Here is a 17,799-nt window from a genome sequence, read left to right on the forward strand (position 1 = left end):
CATCACTGGCACTCTACTTTGGCGTAACTGACAACCTTGCCTTCGCTGCTTTTGGGTAACTGATAGCTGGCGTGACACGCCTGACGTGTTCCCGCTCCCCAGCGCACAGACAAGTCTCCCGTGAGCGGCAACCCCGCCAGATAAGCCTGGCCATTGTCACCGACGATGCTGCTGCCTTTCCCGTCCTGCCGTTCAACGGTAGAACCGAACGGCACAGGTTGGCCGTTGGCTTGCACCAGAGTCAGCAGTGCTCTTACACCGACACGCGTGCTGAACTCAGCCCGCACCAGCGCTCCGCGGGTAGGCACCACGTTCATAACGGGTTCGTCCAGGTCGGCATTGTCTTTGAGCGAGGAGGTGTCCAGTGCAATTCGATTGGTGTGATAAGTGGTTGCATAAGGCATTACCGCGTAGCCGCGCCAGTCGGTCTTGACGCCGGTCGCATTTTCAATCTTTACGCCAGTGGCGCCTGGCGCCTTGATCAACACGTTGGTATCCCCCAATGGCTGACTGAAGGTCACGCCGTTGGTGTGGCCCACTACACCGCCGCTCAGCCCAAGGGTGACTTGCTGATAGTCTCGGTTATAGCTGTAACCGGCAGAGCCGCTGCCATAGCCGCCCTGATAGCGCAGATTCGCGTTCCCGCTTGCGCCTCCCTGGTCACCGTAACCTTGTTGCACGCTGTAATTCAGGTTGTTGTCCGCCATTGCGGTACCACTTACACCGGCACGCTGGTTCAGCTGACCGTGCGTATCGGTATTCGCCGAGTAAGTGCCGTACATCGTGTTCCGGGAGCTGGTAATGTCCGCCCTCTTACCGCCCTTGGACAGCCAGTCACCCAACGGAAAAGATAAATTTAACGACAACTGGTTATCCGCACGGCCCATGGCGGTCGCGTTTTTGTTATAGCTATAGGTCACGTTGTAATTTATGTCACGCCAAAAGGCGTTGTATCCCAGCTGCCATAGGTCATCGGTTTTGTTGCTGCGCCAGTAGGACTGACGGCTGCCGCTCAGGAATACCGAGCCGTTGTCCCCCACTTGCTGGGTGACGTTCACTTGCGTACGACCTTTGCGGGTGTAATTGAGGTTGAAGTAATCCTGGTAAGTCGGTTTTACCTCCATCAGTCCATCTTGAGTATTCACCGTGTACCCGCTCATTTGGCGGTAACTGGTTTCATCCAGCGTATAAAAACCTTTGGTTGAAAAGCGGTAGCCCAGCAGTTGAAAGTTAGTGCCCAACTGATTCAGCGACTTGGCGTACAGGAAGCGCAACGATTGACCCTGATGCCGACTGTCATCGGCGAGCACGCTGTTTGCCTGGGTCAAATCTGCTGACACAGCGCCCCATGTCCCCAAGTTAACCCCCGACCCAACAGCCAAGGCAGTGTAATCGTTGGCCAACTGCGAGCCGCCATAAAGCGTGATGCCATGCGGGCCGCCCCAGATAACAGTACCTTGGCCAAAACCCGGCCTACCCTGCTCCATCGTGTTACTACGATACTGCCCCACCGTCAGCGCATACTTTACCCGCCCTTCACGTTGCAGCACCGGCACTCCCGAGTAGGCCTGCGTGAAAGTATTTTCCGAGCCATTGGCTTCGGTCACCGTAACTTTCAAGTCCCCGCTGCTGGAGGTAGGGTAAAGATCGCCAATTTCAAAAGGCCCCGGTGAGACGTAGGTTTGATAAATGACATAGCCATTTTGTTTGATTGTGATTTTGGCATTACTGTTGGCAATGCCTCTCACGGTAGGTGCAAACCCGCGCAAACTGTCCGCCAGCATGTTGTCATCTGAAGCCAATTGCACGCCGCGAAACCCCAAACTATTGAACACATCACTTGGGGTAGAGCTATCACCCAACGTCAGTTCTGACTTCAAGGGTGCAATCGTGCGTTGCGCATAGGTACTGATGCTCTGCCATTCGTTCGTGCTGCGTCCATAGCCACTGCTGTAGATCAAACTGGAGGTGTTACGTAAACGCCAGGCACCCACGTTAACACCGCTGTTCAGACCTAAAAAACCGTAGTTGGCGCTGCCACCCGAGCTATTCTTACGGGTGTTGCTGCCGGTAAAATCGTAGTTCAGCAACAACGCGGTAATGCCATCGTCCCACTCATCAGATGAAACGTAGCCCCGTGCATTATTTTTCAGAGCAGCCTGTGGGATGCTGATGTACAGACGCTGGCCATCAAAGTCGAACCGCGCCCCAGCATGGGGTATGGCTGTCGCCAGATCGATGCACGTATCCGGCAGAGCGCCTTGCAGCAAGGTCGATGATTCGACGTTCACACCCACGCGCTCCAAATGCACACGGGTAATGCAGGCATTCAACCCGGAGTCATCCAACTGCGCTTCGGCCTGTGATGCAGGCTGGCGCGCTCCAAACGACAGGTTTTGGGTGGACATATATTCATCATTCAAATAGATTTCAACGCGGTAGCTGCCCGGAGCCTGCCCTTCACCTTTTTCGAAACGCGAAAGGTCGGCGACCGTGGTTGGGTCACCAGACAAAAAGGCTGGGTTAAAGAACTCCTCTGCATTCGTGGCGGTACTGACAACGCAAGCCATGCAAAGGCTGACAGTACAAAATACGCTGCCAGCAGACTTAGATTTATTAAAATTAATAGTTAGCATAAGTCCCTACCAGTACCCGCAAGCACGGCGCAACATGGCGCGTCTCAACTCTTTTCCATGCGACGATGAAAAGTCAGTCAACTGAGGATGTGAGAATATTAAGCGGCGATACCATTCAAACTTATTACTTTAATGGCACCGTCGTGACAGGAGTGATGGCGCCGTAATCATTTACTGTCTGGTAACTAACGGCGCCTGAGGTGCCATCAGGAATCGACACACTACTATTGCTCATCGGTGAAACCATGGTATTGGGCAAATTACGCGTACCGATAGCCAGGCTGACGAGCGAAACATAATAAGGTGAAGGATTATCAATCCTCAGCACCTCGCCTTGCCGCGAGAACTTCAATTGCGCAGGTGCGTCGGCAGCCGTTGACGGCAAATTGGCAGGCCGCACAAACAACTTGATCCGCGACAAGATAGCAATCTGCAGGACGTTTTTATCCTGTACATCGTCACGCTCAACAGCAGGAATGGCCTTGCTGTTTAGCCAAAACACACTTTCGCGATCCTGCGGCAAAGCAGCGCCGACATACATGATGCGCAGGGTATTCTCACTTTTGGGCTTGCTGACAAATAACGGCGGTGTCACCACAAAGTCTGACGACTTCTTCTCAGCAACGTCATCAACCCACGACTGAATCAGGAAGCGAATTTTTTTATCGCTGTTGGTCACCGCCAGAGATATTTGTTTGGCGTCGGCCGGATAAATAACCCGTGTTGCGCCCAGCCCAATACCACCGGCCTGTGCCGTTAAGGTATAAAAGGAGCTGAATATAATAATTAAGCCAGCCGTTACATGGCGAAAGCGTAGAGCGTACTTTATAAACACGGAAACCCCTTTAAATTAACAAGTACACCGTTTGCCCGATAGCGATCATTGGTACGAAACAGCAAACCAGGTCCAGGCATTCGCGCTACCACCGTTCACCTCACGAGCGGTCGCTCGATAACGGGCGGTAAAACGCAACAACATCGCCCCCTCACGCAGAAGAACTAATGGCTGGGGTGCAGCGTTAGGCACAACGCCGTTTCCGGCATTATCGAAAATAGCCAGCCCGACGCCGGTGGCAGAGTGTTTACCACCCTCTATACTGAAGACTTGCGGATCCCTGTCATCTGAAACGCCTAAAAAAGTAACTGCAGCCGTGTTACTGACCGCTGTACTGCAGCCGCTCAGCTCAATACTGAAAGATACCGGCGGCGCGTAGGCGCCGAGATCGGCAAATTGATTGCTGCGGAACTTCCCCATATCAACTATTTGTGCAACGCTCTCAGCCGAAACGCCACAGGCTTGTGCCGTAATTGCCCCACGGATATGAACAATCCCACCGTTAACCAGAACGTTGTATTTATTGCCGGCACCAGCAGTCAAAGAACAACAGAACAGAGCCGCGCCTAGCAGTGTCTTAGTGTTCAAAACAACCTCCAGATGCGATTAGCCCTGCCACCTTCCCTGGCGGCACTGCAGTCCTTAATACACAGTTGCTACAGAAAGTGTTACTCGTATTTCAGGGTAAAGGTTGCGTCTGCGTCTGCTGCACCCGGCGTCACAGCAGCAAGTGTCGACTTATAACGCGCAGTGAGAGCCAACACGTTGTCGCCATCTTTCAACTGGTGAGGCGTGGAGAAATTGCCGCTATTGGGCACCAACACTTTCCCCTGACTGTCGGCGATTTCAATACCCACACCGCTGGCTGCCCCGGACGCACCGCCGCCGATGTTGCTGACGGCAAGCACCGCAGGATCAACAGAGTCAGAGACACCCGTGAAGGCTACGGAAGCGTTGGTAGAAACGGTGGTGTCACAATCCTGCAACTTGATAGTGAAAGGAACCAATCCAGTTTTGTCGCCTGCCGCTTTGAACTTCGCAGTTCGGTACTGCCCCAGTGATACTGTCTGGTCAGTAGAGTCGGCGCTGACCGAGCAGGCAGCATTAACAATTTCACCCTTAAAATGAACGGTCCCACCGTTTGATTGAACCGTGGCCGCCATAACGCCGACACTGGACACCAGCAAAGACGCCGCCACAAAAATCTGTACAGAAGAATTAATACGCATGTTTTTTAGCTCCTGGATAAGTATGAGTGCTTAAACACTTGGACAATCAAAATGAATCTGCACTTGCGAGACAAAACGGGCAAGTTCAAAAAGATTACCTAGCGCCTAAGAAAAACAAATGTAGAAAATTCACCTTTTGGCGGCGAAATTTCTTTCCAGTGCGAATGATCATCCGCTCCCTCCTCCCGTAATTAGTGTAGTGGTCTAATGAAACCGGACACCCATTTAGGCGAGAGTGCTCGCTAGATAGAGGTGTCAGATGACCAAACAACGCCGTACCTTTTCCGCTGAATTCAAACGCGAGGCTGCCGACCTCGTGCTCAAGCAAAACTACAGCTTCATCGAAGCCAGTCGTTCACTGAGTGTTGGTGAGTCGGCGCTGCGCCGCTGGGTCGACCAGCTTCAGCAAGAGCGCACCGGCGTCACGCCCCAGAGCAAGGCCCTGACACCAGAGCAGCAAAAAATCCAGGAGTTGGAAGCTCGGATTGCTCGCCTCGAGCGCGAGAAATCAATATTAAAAAAGGCTACCGCGCTCTTGATGTCGGAAGATCTCGAGCGTACGCGCTGATCAATCAGCTAAGCGTCCATGAGCCTGTTGACTGCTTGTGCGAGGCGTTTGAGGTCGCTCGTTCGGGGTACTACGCGCATCGTCTAAGGCGGCGAACACCAGATGTTGAGCGGCTCAGGCTGCGTTGTAGTGGTCAACTAATCCCGGACACGACGTCAAGTTTTTCCTCGGCTCGTGCTGGCGCCACCCCATCGTTGAATTGGTGAGGCCGAATCCAGTTGTAGCGAGGCATCAAAAAATGGCTGATATCGCGCTGTGCTTCCTGCGCATTTCGATATCCCATAGTCGGTATCCATTCTGTTTTCAAGCTGCGGAATACGCGCTCCATCGGTGCGAATCCCAGCAGTTTCTTCGACGGCTCATGCTCTGGCGCATGCGGTATCGCCACAACCGGTTGGCGAAAGAGTCGCCTTGCGATTCCTTGGTCCGAGTGGAATAGCAGACCCGAAGGCCTGCCACGCTGCTCGTAGGCCATATCCAGCGCCTTTATCATCAGTTCAGCGTCTGGCTTTTCCGACAGCGCCCAACCCACGATCCGGTGCGTACAAAGATCCAGAATGACAGCCAGGTAATGCCACTTTCCTTGCACCCAAATATAGGTGATATCACCGCACCGGACTTGATTGGGAGCTGGCATATCAAACCCACGGTACAACGTGTTCGGGATATCGAGTCTTTCTACCGTCGCTCTTTTGTAAGCGTGAGAGCCGGGTTGTTTGCTGACCAAATCAAGCTCGCGTATCAAGCTACGCACTTTGAATCGACCGATTTGCTCACCGTCTTCATGCATCAGCGAGAGGATGCTGCGGCTGCCAGCAGCGCTGCGACTTTGCGAGAACAGTTCACCAACGCGACTACGCAATCGAAGCCGTTCAACGTCAGGTGTGCGGCGCCGCAGGCGCCGGGCGTAGTAACACGAGCGGGTGACGTCAAACACCTTGCACAACCAATCAATCGGCTCAAGGCCGCTCAATTGGTCAATCAGCGCAAACGCTCGTGATCTTCCGACATCAAGAGCGTGGTAGCCTTTTTTAATATTGATTTTTCTCGCTCAAGCCGAGCAATTCGGGCTTCCAGTTCCTAAATTTTTTGCTGTTCCGGAGTCAGTGCCTTGCTCTGCGGGGTGATGCCTTTATGTTCTTTCTGAATCTGGTCAACCCAGCAGCGCAATGCCGACTCACCCATGCTGAGTGAACGGCTGGCTTCGATGTAGCTGTAGTTTTGTTTGAGCACGAGGTCAGCAGCCTCGCGCTTGAATTCAGGAGTAAAGGAGCGGCGTTGTTTGCTCATCTGACACCTCGATCTGGCGAGTATTCTCGCCTAAATGGGTGTCCGGTTTCATTAGACCATTACATATGTGAAAACGTCTGCTCAGGCCTGGATGATATCCAGCAATCGAGGCATGGCAATCGCCAGATAATCCTGCGTATCGAGCACCATCGACGCATCCAACCGACCCGCATTGAAGGCTATTTCGGCGTAGCCTTTGGTCAAGGCCGGATCGACGATCAATTGAATCCGCTCATCGAAAACAAAAGGAGGGATGGCGCCGATCCGACACCCGGTCAGTTCAATGGCGGTTTCGGCTTTCACCAGCTCGGCTTTTTTCCCGCCCAGGGCCGCTCCGACTTTCTTCATGTCCAGCTTCTGGTCGCCCGGCAGTATCACCAGTGCATAGGGTCCGGCCTGCCCCTTGAGGGAGCAAAGCATGGCCTTCGCACCTTGACCGGGCTCGGTGCCACGGATTTCGGCGACGCGCGCCGACTGGCCCTCGGCATCGTGCATCAACACCCGGTAGGAGGCTGAACGGGCATCGAGTAGTGCCACGAGGCGATCGAACATGGGATGCATGTAGTTTTCCTCTGGTTTACAGGAACAGGTCGTAGGACAGCTTGCTGATCAGAATCACCAATAACACCAGGAATAGAGCCCGGACAAAGGGCACGCCTTTATGAACCGCCAGCCAGGTGCCAGTGAGCGCGCCCAGGATGTTGAATGCCGCCATGGGGATTGCGATCAGGTAGAGCACGTTACCCGTCGGAATAAAGAATATCAGTGCCGCTACGTTGGTCGCGATGTTCACTAACTTGGCCGATGCCGAGGCATGAAGAAAGTCGAAGGCGAAGCAGCGGATAAACAGGAAGATCAGGAAGCTGCCAGTGCCGGGACCGAACAGACCATCGTAGAAACCGATGGCGCCGCCGATGACGATCGCCAACAGTTTTTCCTTGGTGCCGATGCGCATGGGTTTGTGCAGGGTGCCGAAATCTTTTTTCCAGAAGGTGTAGATCGCCATCAGTACAATCAACACCAGTACCGCCGGCCGGATCATCGACTGGGGTACGAACGACACCGTGGCGGCTCCGAAGAAGGCCATGACAAAGGCCGCGCAAGCGGCGGGGATCACAAGACCCCAGTCGATCACCACCTTGCGCACGAAGGACCGGGCCGCGAATGCGGTGCCGCAGGCGGCCGCGACCTTATTGGTACCCAGCAGCGCCGCCGGTTGAGCGGTGGGTAGCACGTTGAATAGCGCGGGAATCTGGATCAGTCCGCCGCCGCCCACCGCCGCATCGATCAGGCCGGCGGCGAAGGCGAACACGCAAAGGATGACAATATCGACCATTAAATCAGGCTCTGACTATGTAGGGTTGATGAGGGTCCAGCGGCACCACGCGTGCCGGATCATTGACCCCGAAGACACGCAACATCCAGCGATCACGGCCGTCGTAGCGGGGTGTAAAACCATCCCGGGCATGCAGGGTTTGCTGGTTCTTGAAGATCAGCATGTCCCCTGGTTGCAGCAGTATGTGGTGCACGACATCGGAATGATTGGCGGCGGCGGCGAATAGTTGCAGGGCAAACTGCGCATTGGCGCAGGTCGCTTCGACACTCGCTTTGTTGTAGCGGCAATACAGGCCATCGGTTGCGCTTCTGTACAGCAAGGGGACGTTTTCCAGCACATTCCCCTGTTTGCCAAAGGAGGCCGGTCGGCGAACGGTGAAGTTCGGTCGTGACAATTCTTCTTCGACGTAGGCCGGCAGAATGGCCAGCACCTCGTCAATGGCGACTATGCGCGTCGGCACGTCGAGTTCGCAGCGCAGGCCGGTCAGGGCCAGGTACTCCGGACAGGCCGACAACTGCGAGACGGGTTCACAGGTCAAAGGCAGGTGAGGGTTGTCGACATGCATGTCCAGATCCGCGCGCGAGCCATAGGAGCTCTTTTCGGTCTCTCGCTTGTGCTTGGGCGATACGTGACGGAACACTGTGTCGTTGCTTTCACCCTCGTACGCCAGCGGACGGGTTTGCAGAGTTTGCAGCACAGACAGAATAGCCCCGGCCAGAATCGACAAGTTCTCGATACCCGGCTCCAGGTCGTAGGGCGTGGCAGGCAGTTGCTGGTCCAGCGGTAGCCCCCTGACGATCATCGCCACTTCACGGGCCTGTGGAAAATTGCGTAGCTGCTGGATTTTCTCGGTGCACAGGACACTTTCCAGCAACAGCCCCAGGACCGGCATGTGGCGGATACCCGAGGCGCTATCGGTCACGTCCAGCGATGCCAGACCGGCCTGAAGTGCACGTTGTTCTTCGAGCGACAGATGAATTTGCGGTATCTCCCGTCGGGTCGAAGTCACTGATTTTTTTTCCAGCCACTCATGAATTACTTCATCAACACAAGCTGCGGCTTTCCCGATTACTTCATCCAGCTTCGACACGTCCTCGCGCTCCTGTTTGCCCCATCCTTGTGGGTTGAACGGGAAGGTTAACGGAAGGGCCTTTTTTGTGTTGCAATGCCGCGTTGTGAAAAATGCAATGAGGTGGAGAGTGGCATTGAATATGTTGGGGGAACTTGAAGCCTTCGCGACCGTGGCTCGCAAGCGCAGCTTCGTCGCCGCCGCACGGACTCTGGGACGCTCCCCCAGCGCACTGACCCGTGCCGTTCAAGCCCTGGAGGAAAGTGTGGGGCTCAAGTTGTTCAATCGCTCGTCCAATGCCGTGAGCTTGACCGAAGCGGGTGAATGCTTATTACCCCATGCGTACAAAATGCTCGACCTGCAACGTGAGGTGGATGAAGACCTGGCCGGTCTCAGCGGCCTGGCCTCCGGCTGGATCCGTTTCTCCGCCCCCGAGGTTCTCGGACACGGGGTATTGCCCCGGTTGATCGCACAATACTGCGAGCGTTATCCAGACGTTAACATCGATGTGATTTTCACCGATGAGATCATCGACCCGGCCAAGAGCAAGCTGGACTTCTCGATTCGCGGCGCGTTTCCACAATCCAGTGACTTGATCGGCTTTGCGCTCTGGAGTTACTCACGTTATCTGTATGCCAGCCCCGACTACCTGGAGCGCAACGGCATGCCCGACTCCATCGAGGCACTGGAGTCGTATTCGCTGATCCTGCATACGGCGCCGCGGATTCTCAAGGAGTGGAATTTTCGCAGTGAGGAGCAGGCCATCAGCTTTCGGGTTCATCCAAAATTTCGTTTCAGCTCCGGTCTGGCGGTATTTCAGGCAGCCCTGGCGGGCGTCGGGATCGCCCGCTTGGCGGATTGGATGGCGGAGCCCGAAGTGGAAGTGGGGCGCCTGCTCCGGGTTTGTCCTGAGTACAAGCTCACCTCCAGCAGCGGTGAGAGCCCACAGATGCACGCGGTGTACCCGGCCGGAAATTTGCCGCTGCGGGTGAAGGCATTGATGGAGATGATCCGTGGCTTAGGTGAAAGCCTCGAATGTAAACGCGGCTCAGCACTAATATGAGGTTACGGGTCATTCAGCCCTGCCCGCTCACTGCACCTGACCGGCTCTTCTTGGCCGTTTACTGCCGGTGATGAGCGGCAGCCCTGGGTCGAAAGGGGACACCTTTAGAGCAGCCGTACCTTACACCAACTGCTACGCTGTAACCTTCAAGGAGGAATATCGATGCCTAACTCAGATCTACTCCCTTCCCTGCTGTCCAAGATCAACGAAAACCAACTCGCCCTAGAGGCTGCCATCATGGAGCTGACCAGTTGGGTTGAACGACAGGGCGGTGTCGAGATCGCCGACAACATGCGCGAAGCCTTGGACACCATCGACCGCAACGAAGAGTTCATCAAGCTGACCTTGGCCGTACTCATGACCCCCGAGTAATGCAATAGCCCTGTGAAATACGCCTGACACGCTCGGAACGCTATCAGTCCTCGAGCTGCGCAATCGATGACGCCGAAGGCAAACTGACTGTAGCACTGAGAGGCAGGACGCAAAAAGCCCAGCGCGGGGCTGGGCTATTCCGAAGCCAGCTTTCGGCCGATTGTGTTGAAAAAGTCGATGTTGATATCCTCAACCATTCTGGTGGATTGGTTCTGGATAGATGCTCATGTTGACTGGCTTGAATCATTTTACGTTGGCGGTTGTGAACCTCTCTCGCAGCATTGAGTTTTATGTGGCTCTACCTGGCTTTAGATTGGCTGCCCGCTGGGAGACGGGGGCTTATCTTTCCCTTGGTGATCTCTGGCTTTGTCTGTCTCTCGATGAGAGCCGTGTGGCGGAAAAACAACCTGATTACACCCACTATGCGTTTTCGGTGGGGCAGGATGATTTTGAAGAAGTCACCGCTTACTTGCGCCTTCGTAACGTTACTGAGTGGAAATCCAATTCGAGCGAAGGTAACTCGTTTTATTTTTCGGATCCCGATGGGCATCGTCTGGAAGTGCATGTAGGCAGCCTAGCTTCAAGGCTTGAGCAATGTCGGCGCCAGCCGTATGCAGGTATGGAATTTTTTGACTGACCGTTTTCGTCTGATTTTATTGAAAAATTAGCTCTGCTTTCTGGCCTGCGGCAAAATCTCTTCATTGGCCGGCGGGGAAGCACGCAGCATGATGGGACAGTTACCGAGTGGGCAGGAACGACTGTTTTACTCGTTCAACCTTGAGGATCACATCCCGGCCAATCACCTTCTGCGTAGCATTGATCGGTGTCTCGATCTGAGCGATTTGCGCCATTACCTCGCCGATTTTTACAGCCCAATTGGGCGTCCTTCGATTGACCCTGAGTTGATGCTCCGCATGCTGATCGTGGGTTATTGCTACGGCATTCGCTCAGAGCGTCGGCTGTGCGAAGAGGCCCATTTGAACCTGGCGTATCGCTGGTTCTGCCGGTTAAGCCTTGAAGATGAAGTCCCCAATCACTCGACCTTTTCCAAAAATAGACACGGCCGTTTTCGGGACAGCGATCTGTTTCGCTGGCTGCTCAATGAAGTGCTGCGTCGTTGCATGGACGCAGGCTTGGTCAAAGGTGAAGGCTTTGCCGTGGACGCCAGCATCATCAAAGCGGATGCCAGCCGGCAGCGCGGTGTACCGGGTGATGAACAGGTCAACTGGAGCGATCCGGCCCTGAGCACCCGCGCCGTCCGTGAGTATCTTGAGGCACTCGATGAAGAGACTCTGGCCGAAGCGCTACCGAAGCGCCTATCGCTGACTGATCCTCAAGCCCGCTGGACCGAAGCTCCAGGTGGCCCAGCGTTCTACGCTTACTCCACGAATTATCTGATCGATACCGAGCACGGCGTGATCATGGATGTGGAGCCCACACGGGCTCATCGAACCGCAGAAGTCGAGAGCACCAAGACGATGATCGATCGGGTCGAAGTACAGTTCGACATCAAGCCGGAACGCCTCATTGGCGACACCGCCTACGGTACCGCGCCGATGCTGGCCTGGATGGTGGAGGAAAAGGACATCGAGCCACATGTGCCTGTATGGGACAAAACCGAGCGCAAGAACGACAGTTTTTCGAGCAACGATTTTCGCTGGAATGAAGAGGCCGAGGAATACTGCTGCCCAGCCGGCAACGTATTACGCAGCGAATGGCGAGCCTTCAAAAACGAGCGTTCGCACGTCACAAAAGCCAACACCATCATCTTCCGATCCCGGCAGACCGACTGCGTTGCCTGTCCGATGAAAGCCAAGTGCTGCCCGAACACTTCGATTCGCAAGATCGTCCGCAGCGTCCATGAAGCCGCTCGTAATGTGGCTCGGCGCATCGCGGCGACGCCAGCGTATCAGCGCTCTCGCCACGAACGTAAGAAGGTCGAAATGTTGTTTGCCCACCTCAAGCGCATCCTGAAACTGGATCGCTTGCGACTACGTGGCATGAGTGGCGCGTCCGATGAGTTCACGTTGGCCGCCGCGGTGCAGAACCTGCGACGTCTGGCCAAATTTTCCTCTCAAGGGCCACCTGCAACAGGATAGGTGCGCCTGCACGAAGCAAAAAACCTCAAACTAACCCACTAACCGAGCTGCAAAGCTCAACGAAGGGCCGAAAAACCACTCAATGTGGTGAGTAGGTTCTCCGGCGGTGGTCGTGTCGGAGTTCTGGCGAACTGAAAATCCGACTTTTTCAACAGAATCGGCCAGAAGCAGTTGATCAGAAGGGCCACCCCGAAGACATGGCCCATGCTCGCCCCCTTAGGGCTCAACAATAGGGAACATGCCCTGGAAGTCATCCAGAAAACTGAACAATTCGGCCACTTTGGCTGAAGCGCCCTCGACCGTTACGTCTTTCTCCTTGTCCAGTGTGGTTGCGCCCAGCACAAGGCTGGCGAATTTATCCTTGCTAGCGTTGATAGTCGCGTCAGGTTTGCCGGATTGAACATCAGCGGCGTAGATGATCACGCTGTTGCGCAGTTCAATTTGGTAACGTTCTTCGCTGCCCGTTACCACCCAATTGAGCGTCGTAGTCTTTCCGTGTGCCTTAGAGGCATTCAAGCGAATACCCATGTAGTCCAACAGCATTTCAGCGCTCATTGCCTTGACCGTGTCTGGGGTGACGACACTAGGCATAGGAAGCTTTGGCACACCATTGCGCAGCTCCAGAGCGCCCATCAGAAACTCATTTCGCCAGGTTGGATCCTCCACCTGGTAACCCAACTGCTCTAGAGCGTCAGCTCCAAAATTGCGTGCGTCCTGATTGTTAGGCTCGGCGAATACAACGCGATCCATCACTTCGGCGACCCAACGATAATCGCCTTTGTCGAAGTAGGCCTTGGCCTTTTCGATCACCGCAGAAGAGCCGCCCATAAATTCGACGTAGCGCTTGGCAGATTCAGTTGGCGGCAGTGTAGAGGTGCGCGGGATTGCTGTCGTACCACCCCAGATAGCGCTGATATACTGCTTTGGCATTGTGGCTGACAGAACCGTAATAGCCTCGGTTGTACCACTTCTTGCCAATACTGTCGGGGAGTTTCAACTGCTCGGCGATCTCGACCATCGTCTCACCTTTGTTGGCCATGTTCAGGGTCTGATCATGGATGTACTTGAGCATGTCACGCTGGTTCGCCATGTGCTCGACAATGCGGTCACTGCCCCAGGTAGGCCAGTGATGCTGGGCGACCATGACATCGGCATGCACGCCATAGCTGTAGATGGCGGCATTGATCGCCTTCCACCAACTCATCGCGTCACGCACCTGCGCACCGCGCAAGGTATAGAGGTTGTGTAGTGTGTGGGTTACGTCCTCGGCGGTGTTCAGCATCTTGAACTGCGGAAACCAGATTAGAAACTCACTGGGGGCCTCGGTACCCGGTGCCATCTGGAATTCCATATCGACGCCATCGACGGAAAGCTTTTCACCAGAGTGCTTGATCGAGATGGTAGGAGCGATGAGCGTGGACGACCCTAGCGATCCATTCTTGCCCAGTCCCGCATCTACCTGGCCTCGTTCACCCTTGGGTAGAAATGCGCCGTACTGATAAAGCGCTCGTCGTGCCATGGCGGTACCGGCGTAGACGTTTTCGCTGGCAGCTTCCTTAAGGAAACCTTCCGGCGCGATCACCTTCACCTTCCCTGCCAGAACGTCCTCCTCCTTGACCACCCCTTTAACTCCGCCATAGTGATCGATATGGCTATGGGTGTAGATCACTGCGACCACGGGCTTTTTTGGCCGGTGCTGTAGATACAGTTCCAGCGCTTTCGCCGCCGTCTCTTGCGAGATAAGCGGATCTATCAGGATCAACCCGGTATCACCCTCGATGATGGTCATGTTGGACATGTCGAAGCCACGCACCTGATAAACGCGCTCAGTCACCTTGAACAGGCCGTTCATCATGTTCAGTTGGGCTATTCGCCACAGGCTTGGATTAACCGTGTCGGGTGCCTTTTCCTTGTCTAGGAATTTATAGGCGGCCAGATCCCAAATAGCCGGATGGCCAGGCTTTCCTTCGATAACCAAATCAGGAATCGTACCGATGAAACCGCGCTTGGCATCTTCAAAATCCTGCCGATCAGCAAAGGGCAATTGCTCCAGCACGGCCTCATTCTGGGATTGGGTAAAAGAACTGGCGTCTTTGGGTTGCTGAGCAGCGATAGCCGACGTTGTCGTCAGCATCGCGAATATCAAACTGCCAATGGCTCGATTGCAATACAACATCAGTCTCTCCTTGATTAATTGAAGTACGCACTATTGATTGATAAACCTCTATGTCTTCTGGTTCGCCTGTGACCTTGTGAATCAACTCTCGCTGCCAAGAGGGATAGCCAGCGTGAGCCACATGTTCCAACCTTCGGCACGATTCCTCGCGGAAAACTCGTGGTAGCCTTTTAAGTTGGCATACCAGGTTTGAGTGCCGACTTTGAAGAAGTGACCAAGCTGAGGCCCTACCGCGCGCACGCGGGATTTGTAGTCGCCGAGCACAGCGCCGTCCCCGCTGTCTCCAGTAATTTGTTGGTAGACATAACCCACGAGGCCAATGTGGGTTGTTTCGGTAACGAAATGAGAGGCGCTCCAATCAAGGTGAGCGTCCACTCCGTTCTTATAGTCGGTATGCCGGTTCTCCCAATTATGGGTAACCCCCAGAACTGCCGAGAACTCGTTTTTCTTATCGAAAAATGTAAAGCCCCCGCCCAAATCCAGCGACCAATGCCCCAGCCCCAAATTCACCAGACGGTCGGGGTCATACGCACCCACAGGTATGTTTCCCATGGAATAAACCATGTAGTTGAATTCGCCATGATTCCACTTGAGAGTTGCGAGGGGGTAAAGATCGCTACTGCCCTTGAGACTGTCTGATGCGCCCCTTTCAAAAACACGTCCGCGAGGCCCGGAGAGTAATACGTCGGCGTCTACAGCCATTTCGCCCACCGCAGCCACGACAGACAACGCTGCCTGGCCGCCCAGCAGTGGCTCTGAAAAGGTGTACGTGGGGATCGCGAATAATAAGTTAGCATCAGCCTCCACCCCAGCGGCTACTTGTCTGCCGAGCCGGGTACCCTTGCTGCTGTTCTGGTCGGCGCTGGTGTGGTAGTAAACCAGCGGAATGCTCCAACCCGGCTTGGCAGGAGCGGCAGCCAAGGTACTCATCTGGCCAGGAACCCAAAAACTTACGCCGCCTTCATCCGCCACCGATACAGCAGGTAAGAGCGCGACCCCCAGCAGCCAGCGAACATCCGTGTACCTCATGATCAGTTCCTCGATCAGACGCTAACTTAGTGGAGATTTAACCAGTGCGTTTACAGAGGCTTAGGCCTGCTGGAAACAGTAGCAGTGATTTCACGAAACTCCAGAAACAGAACAATCCCGAGTGTCTGCCGTCGCGTTGCATAAGCGAGGTGACTTTGCCGGACGCTTACGCTCCGAATGCAAAAAGCCCAGCGCGGGGCTGGGCTTCAAGGCAGACTACCCAAAATTAGAGGTTCGATGCTGCCACTGCGGCCTCATCAATGAACGAGGCGACCTCAAAAGGTTTTGTCGCCAACGAAGCATGGCTAGTCGCCAGCGTAATAAAACTCTTAGGTTTTAGCTTCGCAGACATCAGCTCTTGATTTTTGGGATTAATCATCCTGTCTTCGCTGGATATTTGATACCAAGATGGCTTTTTCTTCCATGCTGGGGCAGTCACTTTATCGCCGAAGGTGCTCGCCAGTGGTGCTTTTTGAGTCACTGCCATTACCAAGGCCTCACTGTCGGATAGGTCTTGGCAAAAGCTCTCATGGAACTTATCCGGTTTTACCCACAGATAGCCGTCGCTATCAGGCTCGAGGTTGGCAGCAGCCTGGGGTAGATTTCGCTGCGTAATTTCACCAGGGCTTTCACCTGCATCGGGAGCGAATGCTGCAATATAAACTAGCCCAATCACATTAGGTTGATCGCCAGCTTCAGTAATTACAGCCCCACCGTACGAATGCCCCACAAGCAGGACGGGGCCCTTTTGCTGGGCAATCATCTTGCGAGTACGCTCAGCATCCTCGGCGAGGGATGTCAGAGGCATTTCAACTGCATGTATGGACGTATAACCTTTGCGAGCCAGTTCAACAATTACCTTACCCCAATGCGCTGCGCCGCCCCAAAAGCCATGCACCAGCAAAATCGTAGGTTTATCACTCATTGCTCGATCCCTCTACCTGTCAGTGAAAGCATCCGCATAACGGAAGTGCATAGAATATGCCTGATACGCCATCAATCAATGCCAAGAGGAACTCTGGATCGGTTTAGCAGCCAAATCTGCCGCAGACCTTCGGTGCACTCTCTGGCCGGATGATTATCACGGGGAGAGGAAATTATTTACCATGACTGAAACGCCAAAGAACGTGCTAAAACGCCATAATTCTACACCGATTAAAAGCGACATTAGACACCCGGCAGCAGATGTCTTTTTTGATATATTCAGTAAAGCTGAAATGTGCAGCAAACTGCTTCCCGCCAAACGATATAAAACCGATGAAAAACAAACATTTAATGGAGAGATTGCTTATTTTCATATAGTACATTCCGGAGTTTTTCTGCTTTATCCTCATGATACCAAGGAGCCAATCGTCCTCTCCCCGGGTGACATAATTTTTGCCCCAAGTGGCGTCAGTCACAGCATCCAGTTTCAAGGCGCTTCATTGGAAAAAGCAGAACAAGCTTGTCCAGAACCTGATAACAAAATCACGAGTGGACTTTTCAAGTTTGATAGCGTAGGCGGCCAAGCGTTGATGTTGGGTCTACCAAAGTTTTTGCATGTATCTAGCAAGCCAAGCATTGAACCTGACACGCTTGGATCAAAAGAGTGGTTGGCGCTGACGGTCGCAGCGATGCAAAAAGAGATGGAGCTCCCTTCAATAGGGAGTGAGATTATGTTGTCTAGGATCATTGACCTGATGTTTATTTGGGCAATCCGAAATTGGCTTTTCACGGCTCCTGCCGAGATCACGGGCTGGATTGCGGCATTGCGCGACTCAATGGTCGGCCACGCTCTTGCATTGCTGCACTCAGAGCCAGGAGCAGATTGGACGGTGGAGAAACTCGCTCTCGAGGTTGGCCAATCGCGATCAAATTTTGCAAATAAATTTGGCCGGATGGTGGGAGACTCACCGATGCGATACTTGACGCGCTGGAGAATGCAGCTCGCAGGAAAACGCCTTAGATCTTCAAATCAACGCGTATCAAAAATAGCTGAAGATCTGGGTTATGACTCAGATGCAGCTTTTAGTCGAGCCTTTCGCCGGGAGCTAGGATTGACACCAACTGAATATCGCCTGAAATATACTGTGTGATATTCAGTAGGATCACTTTAGA

General features: G+C 54.0%; 17 protein-coding genes and 2 pseudogenes. 6 read left to right on the forward strand and 13 right to left on the reverse strand.

Annotation, left to right across the window (positions count from 1 at the left end; genetic code table 11):
• Nucleotides 1-2: 2 nt before the first annotated feature.
• The 4 genes from OQ460_RS13855 to fimA all read right to left on the reverse strand — a co-directional run bounded on the left by OQ460_RS13855 (nt 3) and on the right by fimA (nt 4,700).
• The gene (locus OQ460_RS13855) at nt 3-2,636 is read right to left on the reverse strand and encodes a fimbrial biogenesis usher protein (RefSeq protein WP_410018037.1); all 2,634 of its coding nucleotides are present in this window, start codon (nt 2,634-2,636) and stop codon (nt 3-5) included.
• A 124-nt stretch (nt 2,637-2,760) separates the two neighbouring features.
• Complete coding sequence (locus OQ460_RS13860) at nt 2,761-3,471, reverse strand: fimbria/pilus periplasmic chaperone (RefSeq protein WP_410018038.1); 711 nt, start codon at nt 3,469-3,471, stop codon at nt 2,761-2,763.
• 45 nt (nt 3,472-3,516) lie between these two features.
• Nucleotides 3,517-4,059, reverse strand: coding sequence for a fimbrial protein (locus OQ460_RS13865; RefSeq protein WP_410018039.1), 543 nt, complete (start codon nt 4,057-4,059; stop codon nt 3,517-3,519).
• 80 nt (nt 4,060-4,139) lie between these two features.
• Complete coding sequence (gene fimA / locus OQ460_RS13870; protein ID WP_410018040.1) at nt 4,140-4,700, reverse strand: type 1 fimbrial major subunit FimA; 561 nt, start codon at nt 4,698-4,700, stop codon at nt 4,140-4,142.
• Between the two features lie 259 nt (nt 4,701-4,959).
• Here fimA and OQ460_RS13875 point away from each other — a divergent pair.
• Nucleotides 4,960-5,393: pseudogene (locus OQ460_RS13875) on the forward strand (transposase); the annotation flags it as partial.
• A gap of 8 nt (nt 5,394-5,401) precedes the next feature.
• Here OQ460_RS13875 and OQ460_RS13880 read toward each other — a convergent pair.
• From OQ460_RS13880 to OQ460_RS13900, 5 genes are all read right to left on the reverse strand, one after another.
• The gene (locus tag OQ460_RS13880) at nt 5,402-6,241 is read right to left on the reverse strand and encodes an IS3 family transposase (RefSeq protein WP_410018041.1); all 840 of its coding nucleotides are present in this window, start codon (nt 6,239-6,241) and stop codon (nt 5,402-5,404) included.
• 107 nt (nt 6,242-6,348) lie between these two features.
• Nucleotides 6,349-6,558, reverse strand: coding sequence for a transposase (locus tag OQ460_RS13885; protein ID WP_410018042.1), 210 nt, complete (start codon nt 6,556-6,558; stop codon nt 6,349-6,351).
• Between the two features lie 81 nt (nt 6,559-6,639).
• A complete protein-coding gene (locus OQ460_RS13890; protein ID WP_410018043.1) occupies nt 6,640-7,119 on the reverse strand; it encodes a YbaK/prolyl-tRNA synthetase associated domain-containing protein in 480 nt (159 codons plus the stop codon).
• A 16-nt stretch (nt 7,120-7,135) separates the two neighbouring features.
• A complete protein-coding gene (locus tag OQ460_RS13895) occupies nt 7,136-7,894 on the reverse strand; it encodes a sulfite exporter TauE/SafE family protein (RefSeq protein WP_092486278.1) in 759 nt (252 codons plus the stop codon).
• A gap of 4 nt (nt 7,895-7,898) precedes the next feature.
• Entirely contained in the window at nt 7,899-8,984 is a 1,086-nt protein-coding gene (locus OQ460_RS13900) for a TauD/TfdA family dioxygenase (protein WP_410018044.1), read from the reverse strand.
• Nucleotides 8,985-9,093: 109 nt separating this feature from the next.
• Here OQ460_RS13900 and OQ460_RS13905 point away from each other — a divergent pair, with 109 nt between their 5' ends.
• From OQ460_RS13905 to OQ460_RS13920, 4 genes are all read left to right on the forward strand, one after another.
• On the forward strand, nt 9,094-10,026 hold the full coding sequence (locus OQ460_RS13905; protein WP_410018045.1) for a LysR family transcriptional regulator: 933 nt from the start codon (nt 9,094-9,096) through the stop codon (nt 10,024-10,026).
• 162 nt (nt 10,027-10,188) lie between these two features.
• Nucleotides 10,189-10,398 (forward strand): hypothetical protein, encoded by a 210-nt coding sequence (locus tag OQ460_RS13910; RefSeq protein ID WP_410018046.1) that lies wholly within the window; start codon nt 10,189-10,191, stop codon nt 10,396-10,398.
• 226 nt (nt 10,399-10,624) lie between these two features.
• The gene (gene fos / locus OQ460_RS13915; protein WP_410018047.1) at nt 10,625-11,035 is read left to right on the forward strand and encodes a fosfomycin resistance glutathione transferase; all 411 of its coding nucleotides are present in this window, start codon (nt 10,625-10,627) and stop codon (nt 11,033-11,035) included.
• An 88-nt stretch (nt 11,036-11,123) separates the two neighbouring features.
• Entirely contained in the window at nt 11,124-12,497 is a 1,374-nt protein-coding gene (locus tag OQ460_RS13920; protein ID WP_410018048.1) for a transposase, read from the forward strand.
• 216 nt (nt 12,498-12,713) lie between these two features.
• Here the strand turns inward: OQ460_RS13920 and OQ460_RS13925 are convergent, their stop codons facing one another.
• The 4 genes and pseudogenes from OQ460_RS13925 to OQ460_RS13940 form a co-directional block, all read right to left on the reverse strand.
• The gene (locus tag OQ460_RS13925) at nt 12,714-13,130 is read right to left on the reverse strand and encodes an alkyl sulfatase C-terminal domain-containing protein (RefSeq protein ID WP_410022008.1); all 417 of its coding nucleotides are present in this window, start codon (nt 13,128-13,130) and stop codon (nt 12,714-12,716) included.
• A 33-nt stretch (nt 13,131-13,163) separates the two neighbouring features.
• Nucleotides 13,164-14,673: pseudogene (locus OQ460_RS13930) on the reverse strand (alkyl/aryl-sulfatase); the annotation flags it as partial.
• An 81-nt stretch (nt 14,674-14,754) separates the two neighbouring features.
• Nucleotides 14,755-15,702: a SphA family protein gene (locus OQ460_RS13935; RefSeq protein WP_410018049.1), complete on the reverse strand. Its 948-nt coding sequence runs from the start codon at nt 15,700-15,702 to the stop codon at nt 14,755-14,757.
• Nucleotides 15,703-15,928: 226 nt separating this feature from the next.
• On the reverse strand, nt 15,929-16,627 hold the full coding sequence (locus OQ460_RS13940; protein ID WP_410018050.1) for an alpha/beta hydrolase: 699 nt from the start codon (nt 16,625-16,627) through the stop codon (nt 15,929-15,931).
• 181 nt (nt 16,628-16,808) lie between these two features.
• On the opposite strand from OQ460_RS13940, the gene OQ460_RS13945 reads away from it, so the two are divergent.
• Nucleotides 16,809-17,777, forward strand: coding sequence for an AraC family transcriptional regulator (locus OQ460_RS13945; RefSeq protein WP_410018051.1), 969 nt, complete (start codon nt 16,809-16,811; stop codon nt 17,775-17,777).
• Nucleotides 17,778-17,799: the final 22 nt, after the last annotated feature.

It is taken from the genome of Pseudomonas imrae (genome assembly GCF_046352735.2).
Classification (GTDB): domain Bacteria; phylum Pseudomonadota; class Gammaproteobacteria; order Pseudomonadales; family Pseudomonadaceae; genus Aquipseudomonas; species Aquipseudomonas imrae.